This window comes from uncultured Treponema sp. (genome assembly GCF_946187725.1).
In the GTDB taxonomy this organism is placed as follows: Bacteria; Spirochaetota; Spirochaetia; order Treponematales; family Treponemataceae; genus Treponema_D.
Genome location: NZ_CAMHSK010000025.1, coordinates 1 through 16,814, shown reverse-complemented (window position 1 = coordinate 16,814; position 16,814 = coordinate 1). Strand labels below are relative to the sequence as shown.

Here is a 16,814-nt window from a genome sequence, read left to right as displayed (position 1 = left end):
TCTTCAGTTTGTGAATCAGATACCTAAAATATATTGCATATTTTGTAATCGTAAAATTTTACGGTCCTGGGAAAATGCAATATAATCTAACTTATGAAAGATCAAGAATTTGTAATAACTGAAAACAATGAAGCGCAAGCTGCTATCAATCAAATGAAACAGTCACCTATTGAGATTCTGTCTCTGAACGTAAGATGTGCTAATTATCTGCAACATCTCGGAATCACTTCAGTAGGTGAGCTCACTGCAAGAAAGAACTTAGATCATCCCACACTTTACCTTAATAATTCGAAAACAGTGAGAGGTGTTATTGAAGCCCTTGCTGGAAAAGGTTTGACTTTGGACATGTCGGATGAAGACTGGGCAAACTGGGCAAAAATTTGGACTTGAAAGTTTTTACATTCGTTCGTACAATCTTTACATAAATAGTTTATAACACTTAATGACCGCTTGATTTGGCTCTTATTGCACGGCGGTCGCCAGAGTTTCTGGTGTAAATGTTGCTAAAAGGAGGACGTAATGTCATATTTTCACACATCATCTTTTAATTCTGGAATCAGCACAATCTGTGCCGCTTCCCTGCCACCACTCTCCCGCGAAGAAGAAAAGAAAATCATCAAACTTGCAAAAAACGGAAACAAAAAGGCGAAGGATACTCTTTTTCGCTCAAACCTCCGCTATGTGACAACCATCGCAAAAAAATACCAGAACAAAGGGCTTGATCTCGATGAGCTTGTTGTTGATGGTTATCTTGCCCTGGAAGACAGTCTCAGAAAATTCAGCGCCGAAAAAGACATCAAATTCATCACTTTCGCAAAGTGGGATATTCTGAACTCAATTCCAAAAGCAATCAATGACTGCGGCTACACAATCCGCCAGAGCAGGCATAATCTTTCAGATGCTATCAAAAATAGGACGACAGTTTTAAGTCTTGATGCCTGCACTGATTCTGATGATGAAGAAAATCTTCTCTCTCACATAAGCGATGACAGGATTTTTTCGCCGGAAGAGGAAGCTTTGCGTTCACTTACGAAACAAAAAGTCTGGGAAGTACTCGGTAATCTTCCGAAAATAAATCGCGAGATAGTGATTCTTAAACACGGTCTTGGCAAACCCCAAAAAGAATACAGCTTCGCCGAAATCGGAACGATGTACAACAAAACAAAGCAGTGGGCTTTCAACATATACAAACAGGCTGTGAGCGTCCTTCAGAAAAATCTGAAAAATGTTGCTTAAAGCAATGGGGGCTAAATGTCTACAATCTCGAATAAGAGTGCATCGAGGAGAGAAAATTGATAGATAATTTTGGTGTAACTTTTACAGAGAACGCAGACAATGAAGCAATTAATTTTGAAGCCTTTCTTGACTCATTTGAAAAATCATTCAAAGAAGAAGAAAGGGCCAAGATAAATATGCTGATTAATGATATCCTTAAGAAAAGTATTTTTCATATTGAAAAATATGACCTTTTACATATATTTGAAAGCCAACATGCGGAATATTTCGAATCAAATACAGAAGCGGAAATATCAGGCTTTGTAAAACAAAGGCAAGCAAAAATCAAAGAAATGCTTATTTTTCAATATTGTGACATTTACTTTAACGAAATACGCAATACTTTTAATAAGCTCAAACCTTATCTTCACGACGATGTAAATGCTCTGTTTGGCATGTGCGTAGAAGAAAATAAGAACGAAGCAAAATATCGAATACTGATAGCTAGATAAAATGTTGCTTAATGCAAAGGGGGGGCTAAATGCCCCCACTTTTTCCCCCTAGTGCCGCTTAATCCACTCAATATGAGAGACTCCCCAGTTGAGCCAGTCCCGGTCTGTCATCTGCCAGCAAAGACCAAACTCAGAGAGCTTTGATTCGATTTCTTCGAGGCTCTTTTTCCCGACATTCCGAGAACTTGCGATTTCTGCCTTTGATTTTGCGGTAAGCTCGCTCAATGTTGAAACATTCATGTTCTTCATGCAGTTCGTGCAACGAACCGAAAAATCCAGGTTCGTCACGCTCAAATCCATAACTTCTTTGATTGTTCTCATACAAAACTCCTTATAAGTGATGTATTTGCCCGATTTGTGCAGGCACTTGAAAATATATTGCTTTTTTTGGAATCGTAAACTTTTACGATTCAGCCAGTTTTTCCGCCACGCTCATAATCAGTTCCTTGTTTTGAAGGAGCTCTTTCCATTCTTCTGGGATTCCTTTTTCCAGGGAATCTGCATAATAAAGACCTGCCATCGCGCCTGCCACAGCCCCAATCGAGTCGGTGTCTCCGCCAAGATTCACTACTTTGAGAATACATTCTCGATAAGAATCTGTCGTAAGAAAGCACCAGACGGCGGCTTCAAGCGTGTCCACGACATAGCCTGTGCTGGCGATTTTTCCTTCGGGAAGCGTACAAAAATCAGGAGCAAGCAGCCGGTCATATTTTGAGAATGCTTCTTTGTATTCTGGATTTTGCTCAACGAATGAGAGGGCTTTCTCATAAGCGAACAAAAGAGCCTTTTCTTTTTTGCTTACGTTCAGTAAAGAAAAAAGCATTGCGACAAAAATATCACAGCCTAGGAGTGCAATCGGATGAGCGTGAGTCAGGCGGGATACGTTGTGAATCAGCTCAAAAACCTGTGGATTTTCAAACGCCCTTTCTCCGAATTTCTTCTGGATATAAAACACGAGCGGAGAGATTCTCATAAGAGAGCCGTTTCCGCATTCTCTTTCTTTTTGCCCGCCACACTCTAACGGCGGTACGCCCTTTTTGAATCTTTCGATTGCATTAAAACAGGTCTGTCCGATGTCAAAAGTCTTTCCTTTGGGCGTGTAACTTCCGCCTTCAAGCCAAAGCAAAAAACGGCGCATGATATCGTCATAATCAATGCTCCCGGTCTCACCAAGACTGTCTGCAAGGGCAAGGGTAAGGCTTGTGTCATCGCTCCAACTTCCAGCAGGATAATTGCCTGTCCAATGAGCGAGCATTTTTGTAACATTCGCCGCCTTTGCCTGCTCCCGCTTAAAAAACTGAACCGGAAAGCCCATTGCATCTCCAGTCGCCACACCAAAAATCAAATCATCTGTTTTTGCCATTTCCTTTTTTCCCATCCTTCGAAAGATCTTTATTAACATCTGCTAAAAGCTCATCCGTTTCTTCTAAAAGAGCTTCTGTCTCGTCCTCTGTAGTGAAAATGCCTGTACCATCCCTGCAAATCACTTTGTTCACAGGAAGGTTGCTTTCATAATGGTCGTCTCGCTTAACAGAATTCCATTCGGAAAGAGTGCCTGCGAATCTTATTTCTTTTAAGGAGTCACAGTTATAGAAAACAAGCGAGCAGATTTCTTTAACACTTGATGGTATAGTAATAGAAGAAAGTTTTCTGCATCGTATGAAAGCCGCACTAGGGATTTTCCCAATTCCTTCTTCCAATAATACACTCCTAAGTTCTTCACAACCGTCAAAAATATCGTCCCCCATTATTTTGACAGTCGCAGGAATATAAACAGATTCGAGATTCTTGCAATGAGCAAACGCATTCCTGCAAATCTTTTCTGTTGTTTCGGGGATTTTAAAATCCTTTGCCGGGTGTTCATTCGGGCAAAAAATCAGCTGCTTTTTGTCTTTGCTGTATAGGATTCCATCCTCGGAGCAGAAATGCTCGTTTTCTTCCGACACATTTATTCCTAAAGGTATGCCGCACGAATAAAACGCATCCCTTTTTATGGCTGTCAAATTTTTGGGAATTATGAGCGATTCCAAGTTCCTGCAAAATCTAAACGCATCCTGTCCGATTTCAACAAGGCTTTCCGGGAGAGTCACAGATTTTAAGTTCAAGCAACCTAAAAACGCATTTCTCCCGATTTCTTCTACGCCCTCTGGAATTGCTATACTTTCGAGAGATTCGCAGCCACCAAATGCCGCTTCATTTATTATTTCTATTTCTTCGGGAAGAATAACTTCTTTGAGAGAAATACAATTTGTGAAAGCTCTGCCCCCAATTCTGTTGATGTTTTTCGGAAGCACAATTTTTTCAATCTTTGCACAATCAAAGAAAGCCCCATGTCCAATCGCCGTTACATTTTCTGGAATTGAAACAGACCTTGCATTTTCTGCGCAGCGGATAAGCTCTTTGTTCGCAATAAAAAGCGAGATGTCACAATCAGCATCCGTGCAATGAACGACTGGGGGAAGTATCCCAAGATTCCATCCGTAACCTTTTTCAACAGCGTTCCACTCCCGCTCACTTCCTTCAAAATAGATTTCACTGGCCTTGCACCCCTCAAAAGCAAAAGGGGCGATTTTCTGCACGCTGGATGGCATATATATAGAAGAAAGTTTATCACATCCGACAAAGGCTGTGCTTGAAATCTCTTTTACACCAAGCGGAATCTTTGCTACGGTTATATTTTTGCCACAGCTAATAAGCATTCCGTCCTCAACAAGAAATCCGTTATCAAAATCATCAGGCTCATTTCCATATTCAACTTCACGAGTCACATTATTTTCAATGCAATTTATGAACTCTTTGGTTCCTCGCCTGTCGCCGTGATAAATCAGATAAGGCATACAAATAAGCGAGTACATATCATCACGGGTCAGACCAAAAACTTTCTTTTTACCAGCAAAAAGCGAGTTGAGGTAATAATTTTTATATGGCGAGGTAGTTTTTCTCCCTTCAAAGAAAATATCCCACTTTGCCCTCTCTTTCTCATCAAATTCCGTTGAAAGTTCAGAAAAATTTCCAAGAGTGCCCAAAGTGGCAACCTCTTCATTTTCATAAGCCTCAGCACTTCCAATGTCTTGCAGAAGAGCAAGCATATTTTCCCTTTTTTCAGTCCACCATTTTTCCCGAAGTTCTTTGTTTGAAAAAAGTGGGTTGTTTTCTGCATTCTCCAGGAAAAGAAAGAGTTCTTTGAGCGAAACCATATAATCCAAATGGATTTTGATGACTTCCTCAAGTTCCTTGTGCGGGAATCTTTTAAGATGATAACTCAGCTCATAATTCTCAATCAAACTTTTTGCAATGTTGACGAGGACTTTATTAGCGAATTTTACTTGAACGGGTGTGAGCGGCTCTTCATCAAAAAGTTTTTTAAGTTCTCTCTTCAACCGCAGAATCCGCCCTGGAATTTTTCTCATCTTCTCAAAGTTCTTGTAAATCTTATCATGATTTTCATTTAGAACTTCCTCAGGCCAGGTTTCAGGCTCTTCTTCGCCTTCAACAGAGAATACGCTTTGGTCAGGAGACAACCAACTGATTTCACTTTGACAATGTGAATATTCTCCCATTGCTTCAAGAATTTTCAGGAGACACTTTCGAACACCACTCTTTTCTTCCTCGTCAATGCTATCCCCGACAGCTTTTAAAAGCTCATCGATATCATCTTGCGAAAGAAGTGTAATTTTATTTCTATCAATTTCAATATTATCATCCTGCGGAGGTTTCTTCACGAGTTCATCAATCTCTTCCTGAGTAAGATTTTTTGATTTTCTTCCCATATCTGCTCCTATTATAAGATTCCTTTTTCCTTATAGAATTGTTTCAATCTAAAGCTATACGATATTGCCTCAGAAAAACATCCCGGAGCTTTTTTGCCAGCAAAATAAGTTCCATGTGTTAAATGCCGAGCGACACTTTTCGTGTCTGAAAGGAATTCGCCACCAACCAGATTTCGAAAAAATTTGTTCGTCACTTCACCAATCTGGGGAACGATAAGTTTCTCCCCTTCTTTTTCAAAGTAAATATAGTACCAGCCGTCATCGTTTTTCTGATACCGCCCCTCAAATCTCAGAAACGACAGATTTTTTATCGTCTCCTCGCTTTGAGTCCGTAGATAATTGTAGTAAACGGTCTTTGTCATTTTTCATCCTTCCTGCTTTCGTCTGCTCAGTCTGGTCTGCAGTGTCCACGCCGCCATCTTTTCGAAAGCCTCTTCCCATGTGTCTGCATATAAGGTGTCCAGAGAAACTCCGATTGGCCTCGTGCTTCCGATTGAAATTTTGAATGCATTTTTCTCCTGAACCCGGAAAATAAAGCAGTGAAGATTGTTCTTTATGTAATGGAAAGAACAATCCCCGTAACTAGAATAATAATCCCAGCCCCCGCAGGACGATGGCGGCTCATACAGGTTTTCAAGAAAGATTTCATGCCGTGCCCTGCACTCTTCTTTTTCCTTCGCCGTGACAGGATGGTGAAATGCCGTTTCTTCAAGAATCTCCCTGAATTTTTCGTCATCAAAGAAAGTCATCAGCTTGAAGTGATTCGGCTCTTCGTTTAGTGCGGCCTTAATTTTTTCTTCGTTTCCGTACACGACAAAATAATGCACTGACTCGCGGTTCGGAAGGTCTATCACGATTTTCTTGTAAGGAAATCCGTTTTCAATTATGATTTTTTCAAGAATCCTTGCTCTCTTTGTATTACGGCGGTTTTTGTGGGTCTGGTCTCCGTCATAAACAGAAACCAGAATATGCTCGCCGTAGTTCAAAAGCAATTCCTTAAGTTCCTCATCTCTGTCTGCCATTCTTTTACCTCCCTAAATTCTTCTATGCAACAAAACCAATCACGCTGCCGGATTTTCCGTCTTTTTCTTTCTGAAGCTCAATCAGTTCGCCTGTGATGTAATCCGCCGTAACTTTAGCTGGAGCCATAAACCGCACTCTGCCAGAAATCGAACCGAAATCGCCCGGTGTCACGCTGTCATAGCGGTCAAGCGAATCAACCTGCTTTTCGTTAAATATAATAGAAGGAAAATAGCGCTTCAGGAGTTTTTCGATTCCGTCCCGGTTGAGCGCCTTGAATTCCGTGCAGATGTGGAAGCGGCGCAGCATGGCCTTATCCATTATCTTTCGGAGATTCGTCGTGCAAATAAGGATTCCCTTGAATTCTTCCATCTGCGTAAGGAACTCGTTTACCTTTGTTATTTCCCATTCATACTGAGCGTGTTCACGGTCACGGAAGAAAGAATCTGCCTCATCAAAAAGGAGAATCATGTCGTTCTGCTCCGCCTCATTGAAAGCTTCGCTGATATTCTTTTCCGTGTCCCCGACATATTTGCTGATTATATCTGAGGCTCGTTTCAGCAGTATTTTTTTACCGAGCTTCTGCGAAATGTAGCGGGCAAATTCCGTCTTTCCAGTTCCGCTGAGTCCGTAAAAGAGCATTCTGATTCCTTCTTCCCCGGTATCATTTTTCTGGGCATAGGCTTTTGCGTTCTCAACCATCTCGACGATTTCTTCAGCAGGAACGGTTGAATTCAAAACAGAGATATCATACGACGATTTTGTTTTCTCCCGCATTTTAGCCTGACCGTAAAGCAAGGTCGAATTTGATTCGAGAACTTTTTTGATTGTATTCTCTATTTTTTCCTCGTCCTTTTCATTTAATGAATTCATCACTGTCATCATATTACCCACGGATGCACCCGTAACATCATATTTCGAGCAAAGGGTAAGCAGTCTTTTCTTAAGATTAGACGAGCAAGGAAGCGTTGAAAGCCTTGAGAGGGCAATTTCTTCCATATTTTTTTCGCTCATCTTGTCGAATTTTACAGAATAGGTGAAACGACGCTTGGTTGAGTCGTCCATTCTGTTTGTATAATTCACAATCCAGATTACCTTGTTCTGGCAACGCTCAAAAATTTTATTCACAGACGCTTTACGGCAGACTGTACCGAACAATCCGTCAACAGGCTTTGTTTCAAGAATGCTTTCCGCCTCGTCAATTATGAAGACAGTATTCTTACGCTTGATTGCAAGGCACGAATTGATTGCAGAAATCGCTGCTTCAGTGCTGTTCTCAGTCTCATAACTGTTTTTAAAACGAATCGCATTCATTCCACACGCTTTTACAATTGATTTCGCAAATTCAGTCTTTCCGCTGCCAGCTGCCCCATAAAGAAGAATGTTTGCGCTGTCATCGCCTTTGAGGAAAGACTCCACGAGTTTTCTTTCGTCTTCTTTAATAGAAAAAGACTCTATAGGAAATGCGTCATCAAGGCTCAATGGACGGGACATATCATTGAAATATGGCTGAAGGCTCTGGGCTTTGACACATGCAATCGCAAGTTTAGAAATATCAAGATCATTGTCAAAAAAGCCGTTCAAAACTCCAACCACAAGATTCTCCCGTACAGATGCAACCTGCTCTTCGGAAAGACCAATCTTTTCAAAAATATCTGAATTCTCATAGTTGTAGCGGCTGAAAGAGTCGCTGAATTCAGAGGTAGTGCTAAAACGATAAACCGCCTGGAGGAAAAAAGCCTGATTCTCGGTAAGAGCACCGCTATCAACAAGGAATTTTGTGAGTGTCAGACTTTCCATGGCTTTTTTGATTCGTTGTGGCATTTTTACAGGCTTAAAAGAAAAATCTTTCCGGCTTGTGAAGAAAACATTTTCAAGGATTCGTGCAAGAAGAGAAATTCCACCCGCAAAAATACAGCGTAAAAAATTTATATAATTTTCATTGTTACTCCTATAACAACTGAATTTGTCACCGACAGCTTCATCCTCATAAAAATGATATTTAAAACGACTGTTAAAACTCCATGTATTGTCACGCTCATCTTCCGGGACAAGGTTAAGTTTGTCATCGTTCCACAGTTTTGTAATGAGGAAATCAAGGACTTTTCTCAAACGCTCTGTCTTTTCAAGTCTTCTGGCAAATGCAAAAATCATTTTTACCATCTCTTCATCTATCTGCGGATTCGGAGTCTTTGACAAAATACTGTACAAATAGCACAGTCTAATTTCCACTTCCTCTTCAGGAAATCCCATAATCGAACGCGGATATAAATACATCATAAGCAACTCCTCTTTACTCTAACTTTTACGCAAAAATATATTGCTTTTTCAATAATCGTAAACTGAATCGAAATCCAGCTCGTGCTTTATACACCACTTCTCGAATGTGATTTTTGCCTGTCCTTTAAGAGTTTCATTATAATTTCCCCGAGCCTGTACTATATTGCCATTTTCGCCCACTTCAATGCACATCACATATTTATGGCCGAAAGTTGCATAAACAATCGTTGACTCTCCTTTTTCAACATATTCCACATATGAGAAAACGCAGTTGTGCATAACAGAACCAAGAGAATGCATGGCACTGCTGTCGTCAGGGAGATGAAATTTAACTCCGTCAATCTTATCTTCAAGGCTCTTTTGTGCAGAACTGTAACTGAAAACTATGTTCGGATTCTCCATATTGTGCGCAATCTTTGAAAGCATATCGTGAGTCCGCTGGGTAAAACCTTCTTTTAGAACCTGCTCTTTCTCCTCATCTTTCAGCTCATTGAAATATTTCTCAAAGATTCTGGCAGCATCCTCTCTGTCTTTATGATTCATATCCGGCTCACGATTAAGGGCTTTCCATGTCGCACGCTCGCCCCTTTTCGGAATCGAATACTGGCAGAAAAAGATAAAATAATCATCATTATCAGTGAACGGAATATAATCGTTGATATTATTCAAAAAGCTCGTATCTGTCTCGTAGCAGGTTTTCAGGATACCCATGATAACATTTATGTCACGGAATCCCATATCCGTAAGATATTTGTACCACAATAGAATCCCGGGCTTTATTTCGAAAAACTTTCTCAATGCTGGAAAACTTTTTATCTTCATTTTATCGCAGAGTTCATTGTAAATGTCAGGATTATCACGATCTAAAAAAATCCGTCTAGCCTCGCCATAAAGTTCAAAGAACATATTGAAAGCATAAATATTCGCCTCGTACGGATAGTTTGCGAGGGCAAGAAGCAGTTTAAAGCCCCTGTAATAATTTTTGTTTATACGGATTTTTCTCCCTGTATATGAAGCGAGAAGTCTTTCTGCCGCCAGTTCCATTTCAGATGAAATGCATGGGGCAAAAGTGTCTGGATAACCTACCCCCCATCTGCGGTCCAGATTTTCAAAAATCTTTTTTTTCTTAAAAGGAACGCATTTTCTGAAATCAGAGTGGGTGACATATTTCCCGCGGAAGAATACGCTGGTGTATTCGCGTTTTTCTGGGACTCTAGTGAGAGCGAGACTTCCTAATTTTATGGAAGGAAGTTTATCATTATCAATGATTCTTTCTCTTATGAGTGCAGAACATTCAGATGTATCAACAGAAAGTGAAACCATGAATCGAGGAAAATTGTCCTCATTAAAGTTCTTTGCTTTCCAAACTCGCCTGTTTTTTCTAATATCATCGAGAAATAAAATGCCATTTGTATCCCACCAATATTTTACATTTTCTGCAGACCAATAGGGTACGAGAAGTCCATGAATTTTTTGTCCTCTGGAGCATGTTATATCAAATTCCCCAGACGCTTTAAAATCTTCCCAGAGACAGTGAACCGGACAAAGAATCCGACCATTCTGTATTTCACGAGGAATAATACGCTCATCTTCCAGCTCAGACGGGATTTCTTTCCACTCTCCAGAAATATTTTTATAGGCCGAACAATACCAGAGCTTAGTATAAGTCATCTAAAATCTCTCCTTCAAAATGGGGAATCACAATTTCCCCGCACTTTGCAAGCCTGTAAATAGCATTTACAACCGTTTTTCGCGCCATAAAAGAATCCCTGCGAGGCACTCCTCCTAGATATTTTATGTCCTCCGTAAGCATTGCTCCCGCACGGATTGACATATTTTTTAAGATTTTATTTTTCAGTTCTTCATTTGAAATAACCAATGCTTTTACCAAATCAGCAGTATCGACTTCACGAAGGACTTTCTGAATGTCGCGGTCATCAAGCCGCACGATGTCATCGAATGTAAAGAGAAATTCTTCAATATGTTTGTACGCATCTTCATGCCCGGACTCAGCCAGGTTTTTCTTTATATCCAGAAAAACTTCGTCACCAAGTTCCCAAAGACATTCCCTAAGTCGCTTGTCTCCACCACAGAGATAAGTCGTCATTTTTTCAAAAAAGGTTTGAATCGTATCAGTCAAGAATTTTTCAATTTGGATTTCTGTATCAAATTCTTTTCCGAAGTCAGCGAGTATCTTTATGATGGGAAGTTTTTTCTCAGCAGGGAGATTTTCGATTGATTGTAAGATTTGATTCCTCAAAATCAGACGATTTTGTTCGATTTCAAAGATTTTAGATTTAAATTGTTCGTTTAATGATTTAAGGATTTCAGATTTTTTCTCAGAGATTTCATTCATCTTACGCCTCCAATGGGAAATATATTGCTTTCCGATTGAGGCGTAAAAAATCAGCAAATCAGTTCTATTCCAAGTCCAGAAGTGAAACGTCTGGTCAATCCAACAGAATGTTGGCAGTGATGCAACGGCTGGGCGGTGCTCGGAGGTACAGCAGAGTGAAACGGGCTGTTGAAAATCTTAAAAGCGGGGAAAGGGAAACTTTTCGCTTTTAAGATTTTCAGGGATAGGGTGCGGGAAAGGTTGTCTTTTCTGCGGGGTAATCCAAAAGGGGCTTTTTTGCCCCTGTGGCGAATGGAGGGGGGATGGCTTGCTATCATCCCGTAATGAGTTACGGTTTGATAGAACCGTACCGGCTCACCTACGGTGCCAAACACTGAGATTTTCTTCGAAAATCTTGTTTTTTCAGAAAGCGAAATGTTTCGCTAACAAAAATACCTGCCAAAGAAGTTTGCGAAAACTACAAAAACTCTTTGCCAGGCATAATACTTAGCGAACTCTACCTTGGGCAATACTTCTTTGTCTTGATTTTGCCTTCAGGTAATCAGTCCAGCTTCGAACATTGAATCTTTTATAACTGGTTCCAAGTGTTATAAGTTCATCACCTGTTCGATTTTCCCATTCAGCTAACTGATTGCTTTTTTCAATATAAGCATCGGTTACACCTTTGTTTATCTCAACTGGTTGTCCTCCAATTTTAATTGTGAACTTCTTAAAAAGGATGTTGTACCATTTTTCCTTTTCAGCTCGTTCCTTCTGGATTTCCAGTTTCAAGGAATTGATGGTCTCATCCTTTTCGGCTGCCTTAGCAAGAACAGCCTTTTCAACCGCAATTCTGACCGCAGTTTGCTTCTCAGATTCTGCCTTTGATTTTGCAGTTTCTAAGTCTGCCTTGTGTTCTTCCTTGAGTTTTTGGATTTCTTCTTGATGCTTTTTTTTGAGATATTTTATCTGCTCAAAAAATTGTTTAGCCTTTGAAGCTACAGCATCAAAAAGAGGGCTGATTCTAAGATGATAGCCATAAACATTTTCTTTCATTTCAGGAATTGGAAGCCGTGGAATGTCAGCCGTATTCAGCTTTTGGGATTTCATGTATTCCTCATACTGTTCCACGGCATTCTGACTTGCAGAGACTTTCTCTTTTTCAAAATCAGCTTTTTCCTTTCTGAAAGCAACTTTGTCCTTAAGAAAAATATCATCCCGCTTGTTCTGAGCTTTTCTCTGTTCTTCAAGTCTTTCAGCTTCCTTCTTTTGCTTTTCATCTATCTGCTGCAAATTTCTTTCCTTCCTAGCAAGTGCAACATCCCGCTTTTTGATATCTGAGCGGACATTCTTCTTTTTCTTTGTACGGTCGGGAGTCAACGCAATTTCTCCACGCTCAAGTCCAAAGTCTTTGAAGATTCCTTCCCACATAATGTTTTGAAGTTCACTCATCAGAGCAGGGCTTCCGGTCCAGTGCGTTGCATTAAGCTGCGGCTGTGTTACTGTTCGATAAGTACCGTTCTTCTTTTCTACACGAGTACGGCGAAGAATACTTGTTGTAAGAAAAATGGGTGTTATAAACCAGTGGGTATGGACCGTTGTTTCATCCCTGTGAGCCGTTCCCGCAAGCACATTTTTTTCTCCAAAAGTTTTGCAAAGCTGCTTGTAAGTCTTTTCAAAGAATTCCTGTTCGCGTTCCTCTGGAATAGCTCCAGCAGTCGATGTGACGATGCATTCATAAAGTCCGACTGAATTTTTAGGTGGCTTATATTTATCGGTTGTAATTGACTTAACCCGCTCTTTATAAGCCTTCATGACTTCCTTCGCAGAATCATATTGAAAGGCAAGATTTTTTATCGTGAGTTCTGGATCAAAAGAATCGCTTTCGAATTCGCGATATGCATGTTTCAGTCTTCCCATTGCTTCGCCACCATCACACAGTTTTATCTTTTCAATTCGGAAAATACCGTATTTCTTATCTGCCATAAGCTATGCCTCCTCTGGTGCGGGTGTTGATGATGGCTCTATTTCCGTCTGTTCAAACAGTTTTGAAAAGTCTGTTTCTTTCAGGCTGGTGGTCATCTTTGAATAATCGAAAGTTTCTTCTGTCTGATGATACAATTCTTTGAGACTGATGCCGGAGTTTATTTGAGTGATTGCATAACGGATTCCATCGACAAAGGCTTTTTCTTTTGCAGAAAACTTTAGATGATTGACTTCTGGCTTTTCTGCAGAGGCTTTACCGCGAATCTGATTATAGACCTGATTTATTGAAAGCTCATTTTTGCGAATGCCTTCCTTCTGCTCTTCACTTGCCTCTTTGAGTACAAGTCGGGCTTTCTCAACAGTCTTGGAAGAAACTCCAAGCTGCTTACCGATAATCTCGCTGGCTTTTCCTTTTTCAGCACCAGAATTACCTTTGCCTTTTCAAAATTAAAATTAGCTACTGCCTGAAGAAGAGCCTCACCGGAAAGGTTCCGACGTGTTATTTGTTCCTTAAGAGCGAAAGCTCTCGCATCAGTTATACTTTTGAAATGATGGATAATACACGGAACCGAGGTAAGCCCAGCCTTAATTGCGCAAAAGCGTCTCGTATGGCCGTCAATCAGGATGTAATTTCCGTCATGCGCCCAAATATGCAGTTCATGCCCTGGCTTAAAGCCTTCGTTTTTCATAGATTCTGTCATTGCGTTTACGACAGTATCATCCATAGCCAGAAGTTTCTCAAACGCAGAAATCAATTCGATATCCTTGATTTTAAGGATTTTCTTCTGGTCTGCTTTCTGAATGTTCTTAATCTTATTCTTGATTGTATTTGTAAAATTAAATCTCATCTTAGTCTCCCAAGTATTTAGTTTAAGATTCCATATTCTTTCCAGAACTGGATTTTTTCGTTTTCAAGCAGGAACGGCCTACCGGTCCGCTCTTTCACTTGTTTAGTCAATTCGTTCCAGGCCGATTCATAAGCTGCTTTTTCAGCATCCGACATTTCGTAGATTTTCTTTTTCACGATGAAATCAATTTGACTCTGGTCTTTGATTTCTTTTACGGAAACTCCACAAGTCGGACAGCTGAAGTCATATTCTTTGAAGCAGGTAGAACAAATCGGGCAGTCAATGTATTTGATATGCTGCTCAGATTTCTGCGTTTCTTCGGCTTTTTTGTTAAAACAAGAATTCTTAAAATCCCGAATTATCGAATTAGCCAGTGCAAGCTTTCTGAACAAACCTTCAAATGACTTCTGAACATTGCCAAGCTTTGTACGCTCAAAAACATATTTCAGATACGCCTCAAGATTTATCTCTTCGATACCTGCATCTGCAAGATGTTTTAGAACAGCAGCTTCAAAGTTCTTGTCGAAGGAATATTCATCATCAAATAAACCTTTTATGATATTTACAAAAACTGACTCACTAACTTTTTCTGATTTCGGGTTAGTTAGTTCAGTTCTTTGTTTATCAGTATTTAGTTTATTAGTAGTTAGTAGTAGCGGGTTTTCCGTTGACGGTTTTACCGTTGCGGGAAATCCGTGACGGTGTTCATCATCTGATGGATTATCTTCATCTTTCAACAGCTTATCTGGAATGCTCTTTATGGGTTTTGCATGAAATCCGTAAGCCTTTCCTGAGAATCGTCCGTTCTCAGATCTTTTCTGCTCTGTGATTTCAACATAGCCGTATTCAATCAGTTCCTTTAAGGCTGAATTGACGGATTCGATTCCATCCTTGCAGTGTTTTACAAGCTCTGATTTATAAAGGCTCCAGTTCGGCGGAAGCGACATAAAGTATGTATGAAGCCCCTTTGCCTTTAATGAAAGTCTTGAATCTCTGATACAAGTATTGTTTAAGATTGTAAAGTTTCCCTCAGATGTATCCGCATTAAAACAGTATGTTTCGCTCACAAGTCCTCCTGTAGTACATTCCATAGAAAGGCCCGGTATCTAGAAACAAACATACTTTTCTGATATAAGTAGAACTATGGTTAGTTTTAGTATGGTTTACAAAACTGCCTGCCCATGCGATTGAGTTGCCGCTCAGTCGCATTTTTGTTTCTGAGGTCATACTGCCACCCCCTCTTTTTGCCGTGCCTTTTGTGCAAGACGAATGTACTTTTCAGGTACAACGGTTACTCCGCACTCTTTGGCATAATCGATGTAGTCTGCATCGCTGATTTTAAGCCACTTCATAACTTCATCGCGAGGGAAAGCTAAGCGGCCAGCAATGAAAACTGAATACTTTGGATTTCCACAACCTGGAAGAAGAAAGCGGTTGCACTTGTAAGTGTTGAGTGCAGCTCAACCTTTAAGTCCAGCACAATCTTCAATTGTGTAGAACTCCTTTTCGAATGAAACTTTTTCTGATGGATTTTCAAGCATCTTAGTGATAGCCGAAAGCTCTCGAAAAAGTTTTTCATTTTGAAGCTGAATCTGTTTCAACTCCAAATCAAAATTGTTTTGCATTAGCAACTCCTTCGCTATTTCTTTGACGGGATATTCAAAAAAACAGCATTTTGTGATAAAATGTTTTTACAAGCATTACAAATCACTGACCTAACAGGTTTTTGATTAGTAATTATGTACAAGTTATAATCAACTGTCTTAAAACTCGTACATATAAATAATATATTACTATCTTTTCTCAAAGTCAAGGTTTTTATGCGAACTAGTGCAGAATTTGTTGAAATTTTAGAAAATTATCTCAAAGAAAAGAAAATCAGCCGTCGTCAATTTTGTGTATTAGTAGATATTCCGAATTCAACAATTTCATCTTGGAAAGCTAAAAATGTTTTGCCATCAATTGAACTTGTAGCAAAAGTAGCTAAGTTTATGAATGTGTCTTTGGATTGGCTGGTATATGGCGAACAGTATGAAAATGCCAATGAATTTAATAACGACGAGAATCCATGCAGTCGAAAAAACATTTTATACCGAATTGAAATAGTTTTGCGCCAAAATAATGAAGACTATGACTATGATATAGAATCGCTGCATAAAAAATATTTGAGTAATATTGTCGATTATGAAGTTTTAATAAATTGGGTTAATGGAAAAGCAAATCTTCCAGAAAATGTATTGCCCGAAATAGCAAATAAATTGAAAGTTTCTCTTCAGTGGCTTTTAACAAAGGATGAATATCATCAGGAAGATTTTGATGCACATATTTATGGCCTTGCTAAATCTCATCCTGGACTCTTAAAAGGTTACGACTGTCTTGAAGAAGAAGATCAGAAGTTCATAGACAACTATATAACTTCAAAACTTGAGCTCCGCCAGCTAAAACGCGAAAAAGAAATGAAAAATATATAAATGACAACGGCTTGCTGGATTACTAGCAAGCCATTATTTATAAAACTTTTTGTAACATTATCTTGCCTTATATGCCTGATTCGGATCGGTAGGATTATTCGGAATTGCAAGTTCTAGTTCTACACCAACCATTTTTGACAAATAAAATTTTTTCATATATTCTTCATCTCTTTGGAATATTTCCGCTAATTGTTTCTTTGTCTTAGGTGATTCTTTACATAATTCAATTATCAAACTTTTTACAATTTCTTTGTTTTGTCGTTTTCCTAAAGCAGCAATTTTATTTCTTAATGCTGGGGATATTTCATTAGAGCTAGGGATATTAGCTGGGGATATTTCATTAGAGCTAGGGATATTAGCTGGGGATATTTCATTAG

General features: G+C 39.6%; 18 protein-coding genes. 4 read left to right on the top strand and 14 right to left on the bottom strand.

Annotated features, from left to right (window positions below):
* Window positions 1-93: 93 nt before the first annotated feature.
* The 3 genes from Q0Q74_RS09615 (at window position 94) to Q0Q74_RS09605 (ending at window position 1,727) form a co-directional block, all read left to right on the top strand.
* The gene (locus tag Q0Q74_RS09615) at window positions 94-390 is read left to right on the top strand and encodes a hypothetical protein (protein ID WP_294430293.1); all 297 of its coding nucleotides are present in this window, start codon (window positions 94-96) and stop codon (window positions 388-390) included.
* Between the two features lie 129 nt (window positions 391-519).
* Entirely contained in the window at window positions 520-1,236 is a 717-nt protein-coding gene (locus Q0Q74_RS09610; RefSeq protein ID WP_294430290.1) for a sigma-70 family RNA polymerase sigma factor, read from the top strand.
* Between the two features lie 56 nt (window positions 1,237-1,292).
* The gene (locus Q0Q74_RS09605) at window positions 1,293-1,727 is read left to right on the top strand and encodes a hypothetical protein (protein ID WP_294430288.1); all 435 of its coding nucleotides are present in this window, start codon (window positions 1,293-1,295) and stop codon (window positions 1,725-1,727) included.
* Between the two features lie 48 nt (window positions 1,728-1,775).
* Here the strand turns inward: Q0Q74_RS09605 and Q0Q74_RS09600 are convergent, their stop codons facing one another.
* The 13 genes from Q0Q74_RS09600 to Q0Q74_RS09540 all read right to left on the bottom strand — a co-directional run bounded on the left by Q0Q74_RS09600 (window position 1,776) and on the right by Q0Q74_RS09540 (window position 15,591).
* On the bottom strand, window positions 1,776-2,048 hold the full coding sequence (locus Q0Q74_RS09600; RefSeq protein WP_294430286.1) for a DNA-directed RNA polymerase subunit alpha C-terminal domain-containing protein: 273 nt from the start codon (window positions 2,046-2,048) through the stop codon (window positions 1,776-1,778).
* An 82-nt stretch (window positions 2,049-2,130) separates the two neighbouring features.
* The gene (locus tag Q0Q74_RS09595; protein WP_294430284.1) at window positions 2,131-3,090 is read right to left on the bottom strand and encodes an ADP-ribosylglycohydrolase family protein; all 960 of its coding nucleotides are present in this window, start codon (window positions 3,088-3,090) and stop codon (window positions 2,131-2,133) included.
* Complete coding sequence (locus Q0Q74_RS09590) at window positions 3,074-5,497, bottom strand: leucine-rich repeat domain-containing protein (protein WP_294430282.1); 2,424 nt, start codon at window positions 5,495-5,497, stop codon at window positions 3,074-3,076. Before Q0Q74_RS09590 ends, Q0Q74_RS09595 begins: the two co-directional genes overlap by 17 nt.
* An 11-nt stretch (window positions 5,498-5,508) precedes the next feature.
* Window positions 5,509-5,859 carry a hypothetical protein gene (locus Q0Q74_RS09585; protein WP_294430280.1) on the bottom strand — a complete coding sequence of 117 codons (351 nt, stop codon included), beginning with the start codon at window positions 5,857-5,859 and terminating at the stop codon, window positions 5,509-5,511.
* A gap of 3 nt (window positions 5,860-5,862) precedes the next feature.
* The gene (locus Q0Q74_RS09580; protein ID WP_294430279.1) at window positions 5,863-6,519 is read right to left on the bottom strand and encodes a hypothetical protein; all 657 of its coding nucleotides are present in this window, start codon (window positions 6,517-6,519) and stop codon (window positions 5,863-5,865) included.
* 22 nt (window positions 6,520-6,541) lie between these two features.
* A complete protein-coding gene (locus tag Q0Q74_RS09575; protein WP_294430278.1) occupies window positions 6,542-8,797 on the bottom strand; it encodes an AAA family ATPase in 2,256 nt (751 codons plus the stop codon).
* Between the two features lie 48 nt (window positions 8,798-8,845).
* Window positions 8,846-10,468, bottom strand: coding sequence for a PcfJ domain-containing protein (locus Q0Q74_RS09570; protein WP_294430276.1), 1,623 nt, complete (start codon window positions 10,466-10,468; stop codon window positions 8,846-8,848).
* Entirely contained in the window at window positions 10,455-11,153 is a 699-nt protein-coding gene (locus Q0Q74_RS09565) for a FliG C-terminal domain-containing protein (RefSeq protein ID WP_294430275.1), read from the bottom strand. The genes Q0Q74_RS09570 and Q0Q74_RS09565 overlap by 14 nt, the downstream gene beginning before the upstream one ends.
* 486 nt (window positions 11,154-11,639) lie before the next feature.
* On the bottom strand, window positions 11,640-13,118 hold the full coding sequence (locus Q0Q74_RS09560; protein ID WP_294430274.1) for a plasmid recombination protein: 1,479 nt from the start codon (window positions 13,116-13,118) through the stop codon (window positions 11,640-11,642).
* A gap of 281 nt (window positions 13,119-13,399) precedes the next feature.
* Complete coding sequence (locus Q0Q74_RS09555; RefSeq protein WP_294430272.1) at window positions 13,400-13,966, bottom strand: ParB N-terminal domain-containing protein; 567 nt, start codon at window positions 13,964-13,966, stop codon at window positions 13,400-13,402.
* 17 nt (window positions 13,967-13,983) lie between these two features.
* A complete protein-coding gene (locus Q0Q74_RS09550) occupies window positions 13,984-15,033 on the bottom strand; it encodes a hypothetical protein (protein ID WP_294430271.1) in 1,050 nt (349 codons plus the stop codon).
* Between the two features lie 156 nt (window positions 15,034-15,189).
* Window positions 15,190-15,318, bottom strand: a complete 129-nt coding sequence (locus Q0Q74_RS09545; protein ID WP_294430269.1) for a hypothetical protein — start codon at window positions 15,316-15,318, stop codon at window positions 15,190-15,192.
* A gap of 108 nt (window positions 15,319-15,426) precedes the next feature.
* A complete protein-coding gene (locus tag Q0Q74_RS09540; RefSeq protein WP_294430268.1) occupies window positions 15,427-15,591 on the bottom strand; it encodes a hypothetical protein in 165 nt (54 codons plus the stop codon).
* A 195-nt stretch (window positions 15,592-15,786) separates the two neighbouring features.
* Between Q0Q74_RS09540 and Q0Q74_RS09535 the strand changes: the two genes are divergently transcribed.
* A complete protein-coding gene (locus Q0Q74_RS09535) occupies window positions 15,787-16,437 on the top strand; it encodes a helix-turn-helix transcriptional regulator (RefSeq protein ID WP_294425270.1) in 651 nt (216 codons plus the stop codon).
* A 57-nt stretch (window positions 16,438-16,494) separates the two neighbouring features.
* On the opposite strand, the gene Q0Q74_RS09530 is transcribed toward Q0Q74_RS09535, so the two are convergent.
* On the bottom strand, window positions 16,495-16,814 hold a 320-nt coding region (locus Q0Q74_RS09530), incomplete at its 5' end, for a hypothetical protein (RefSeq protein WP_294430267.1).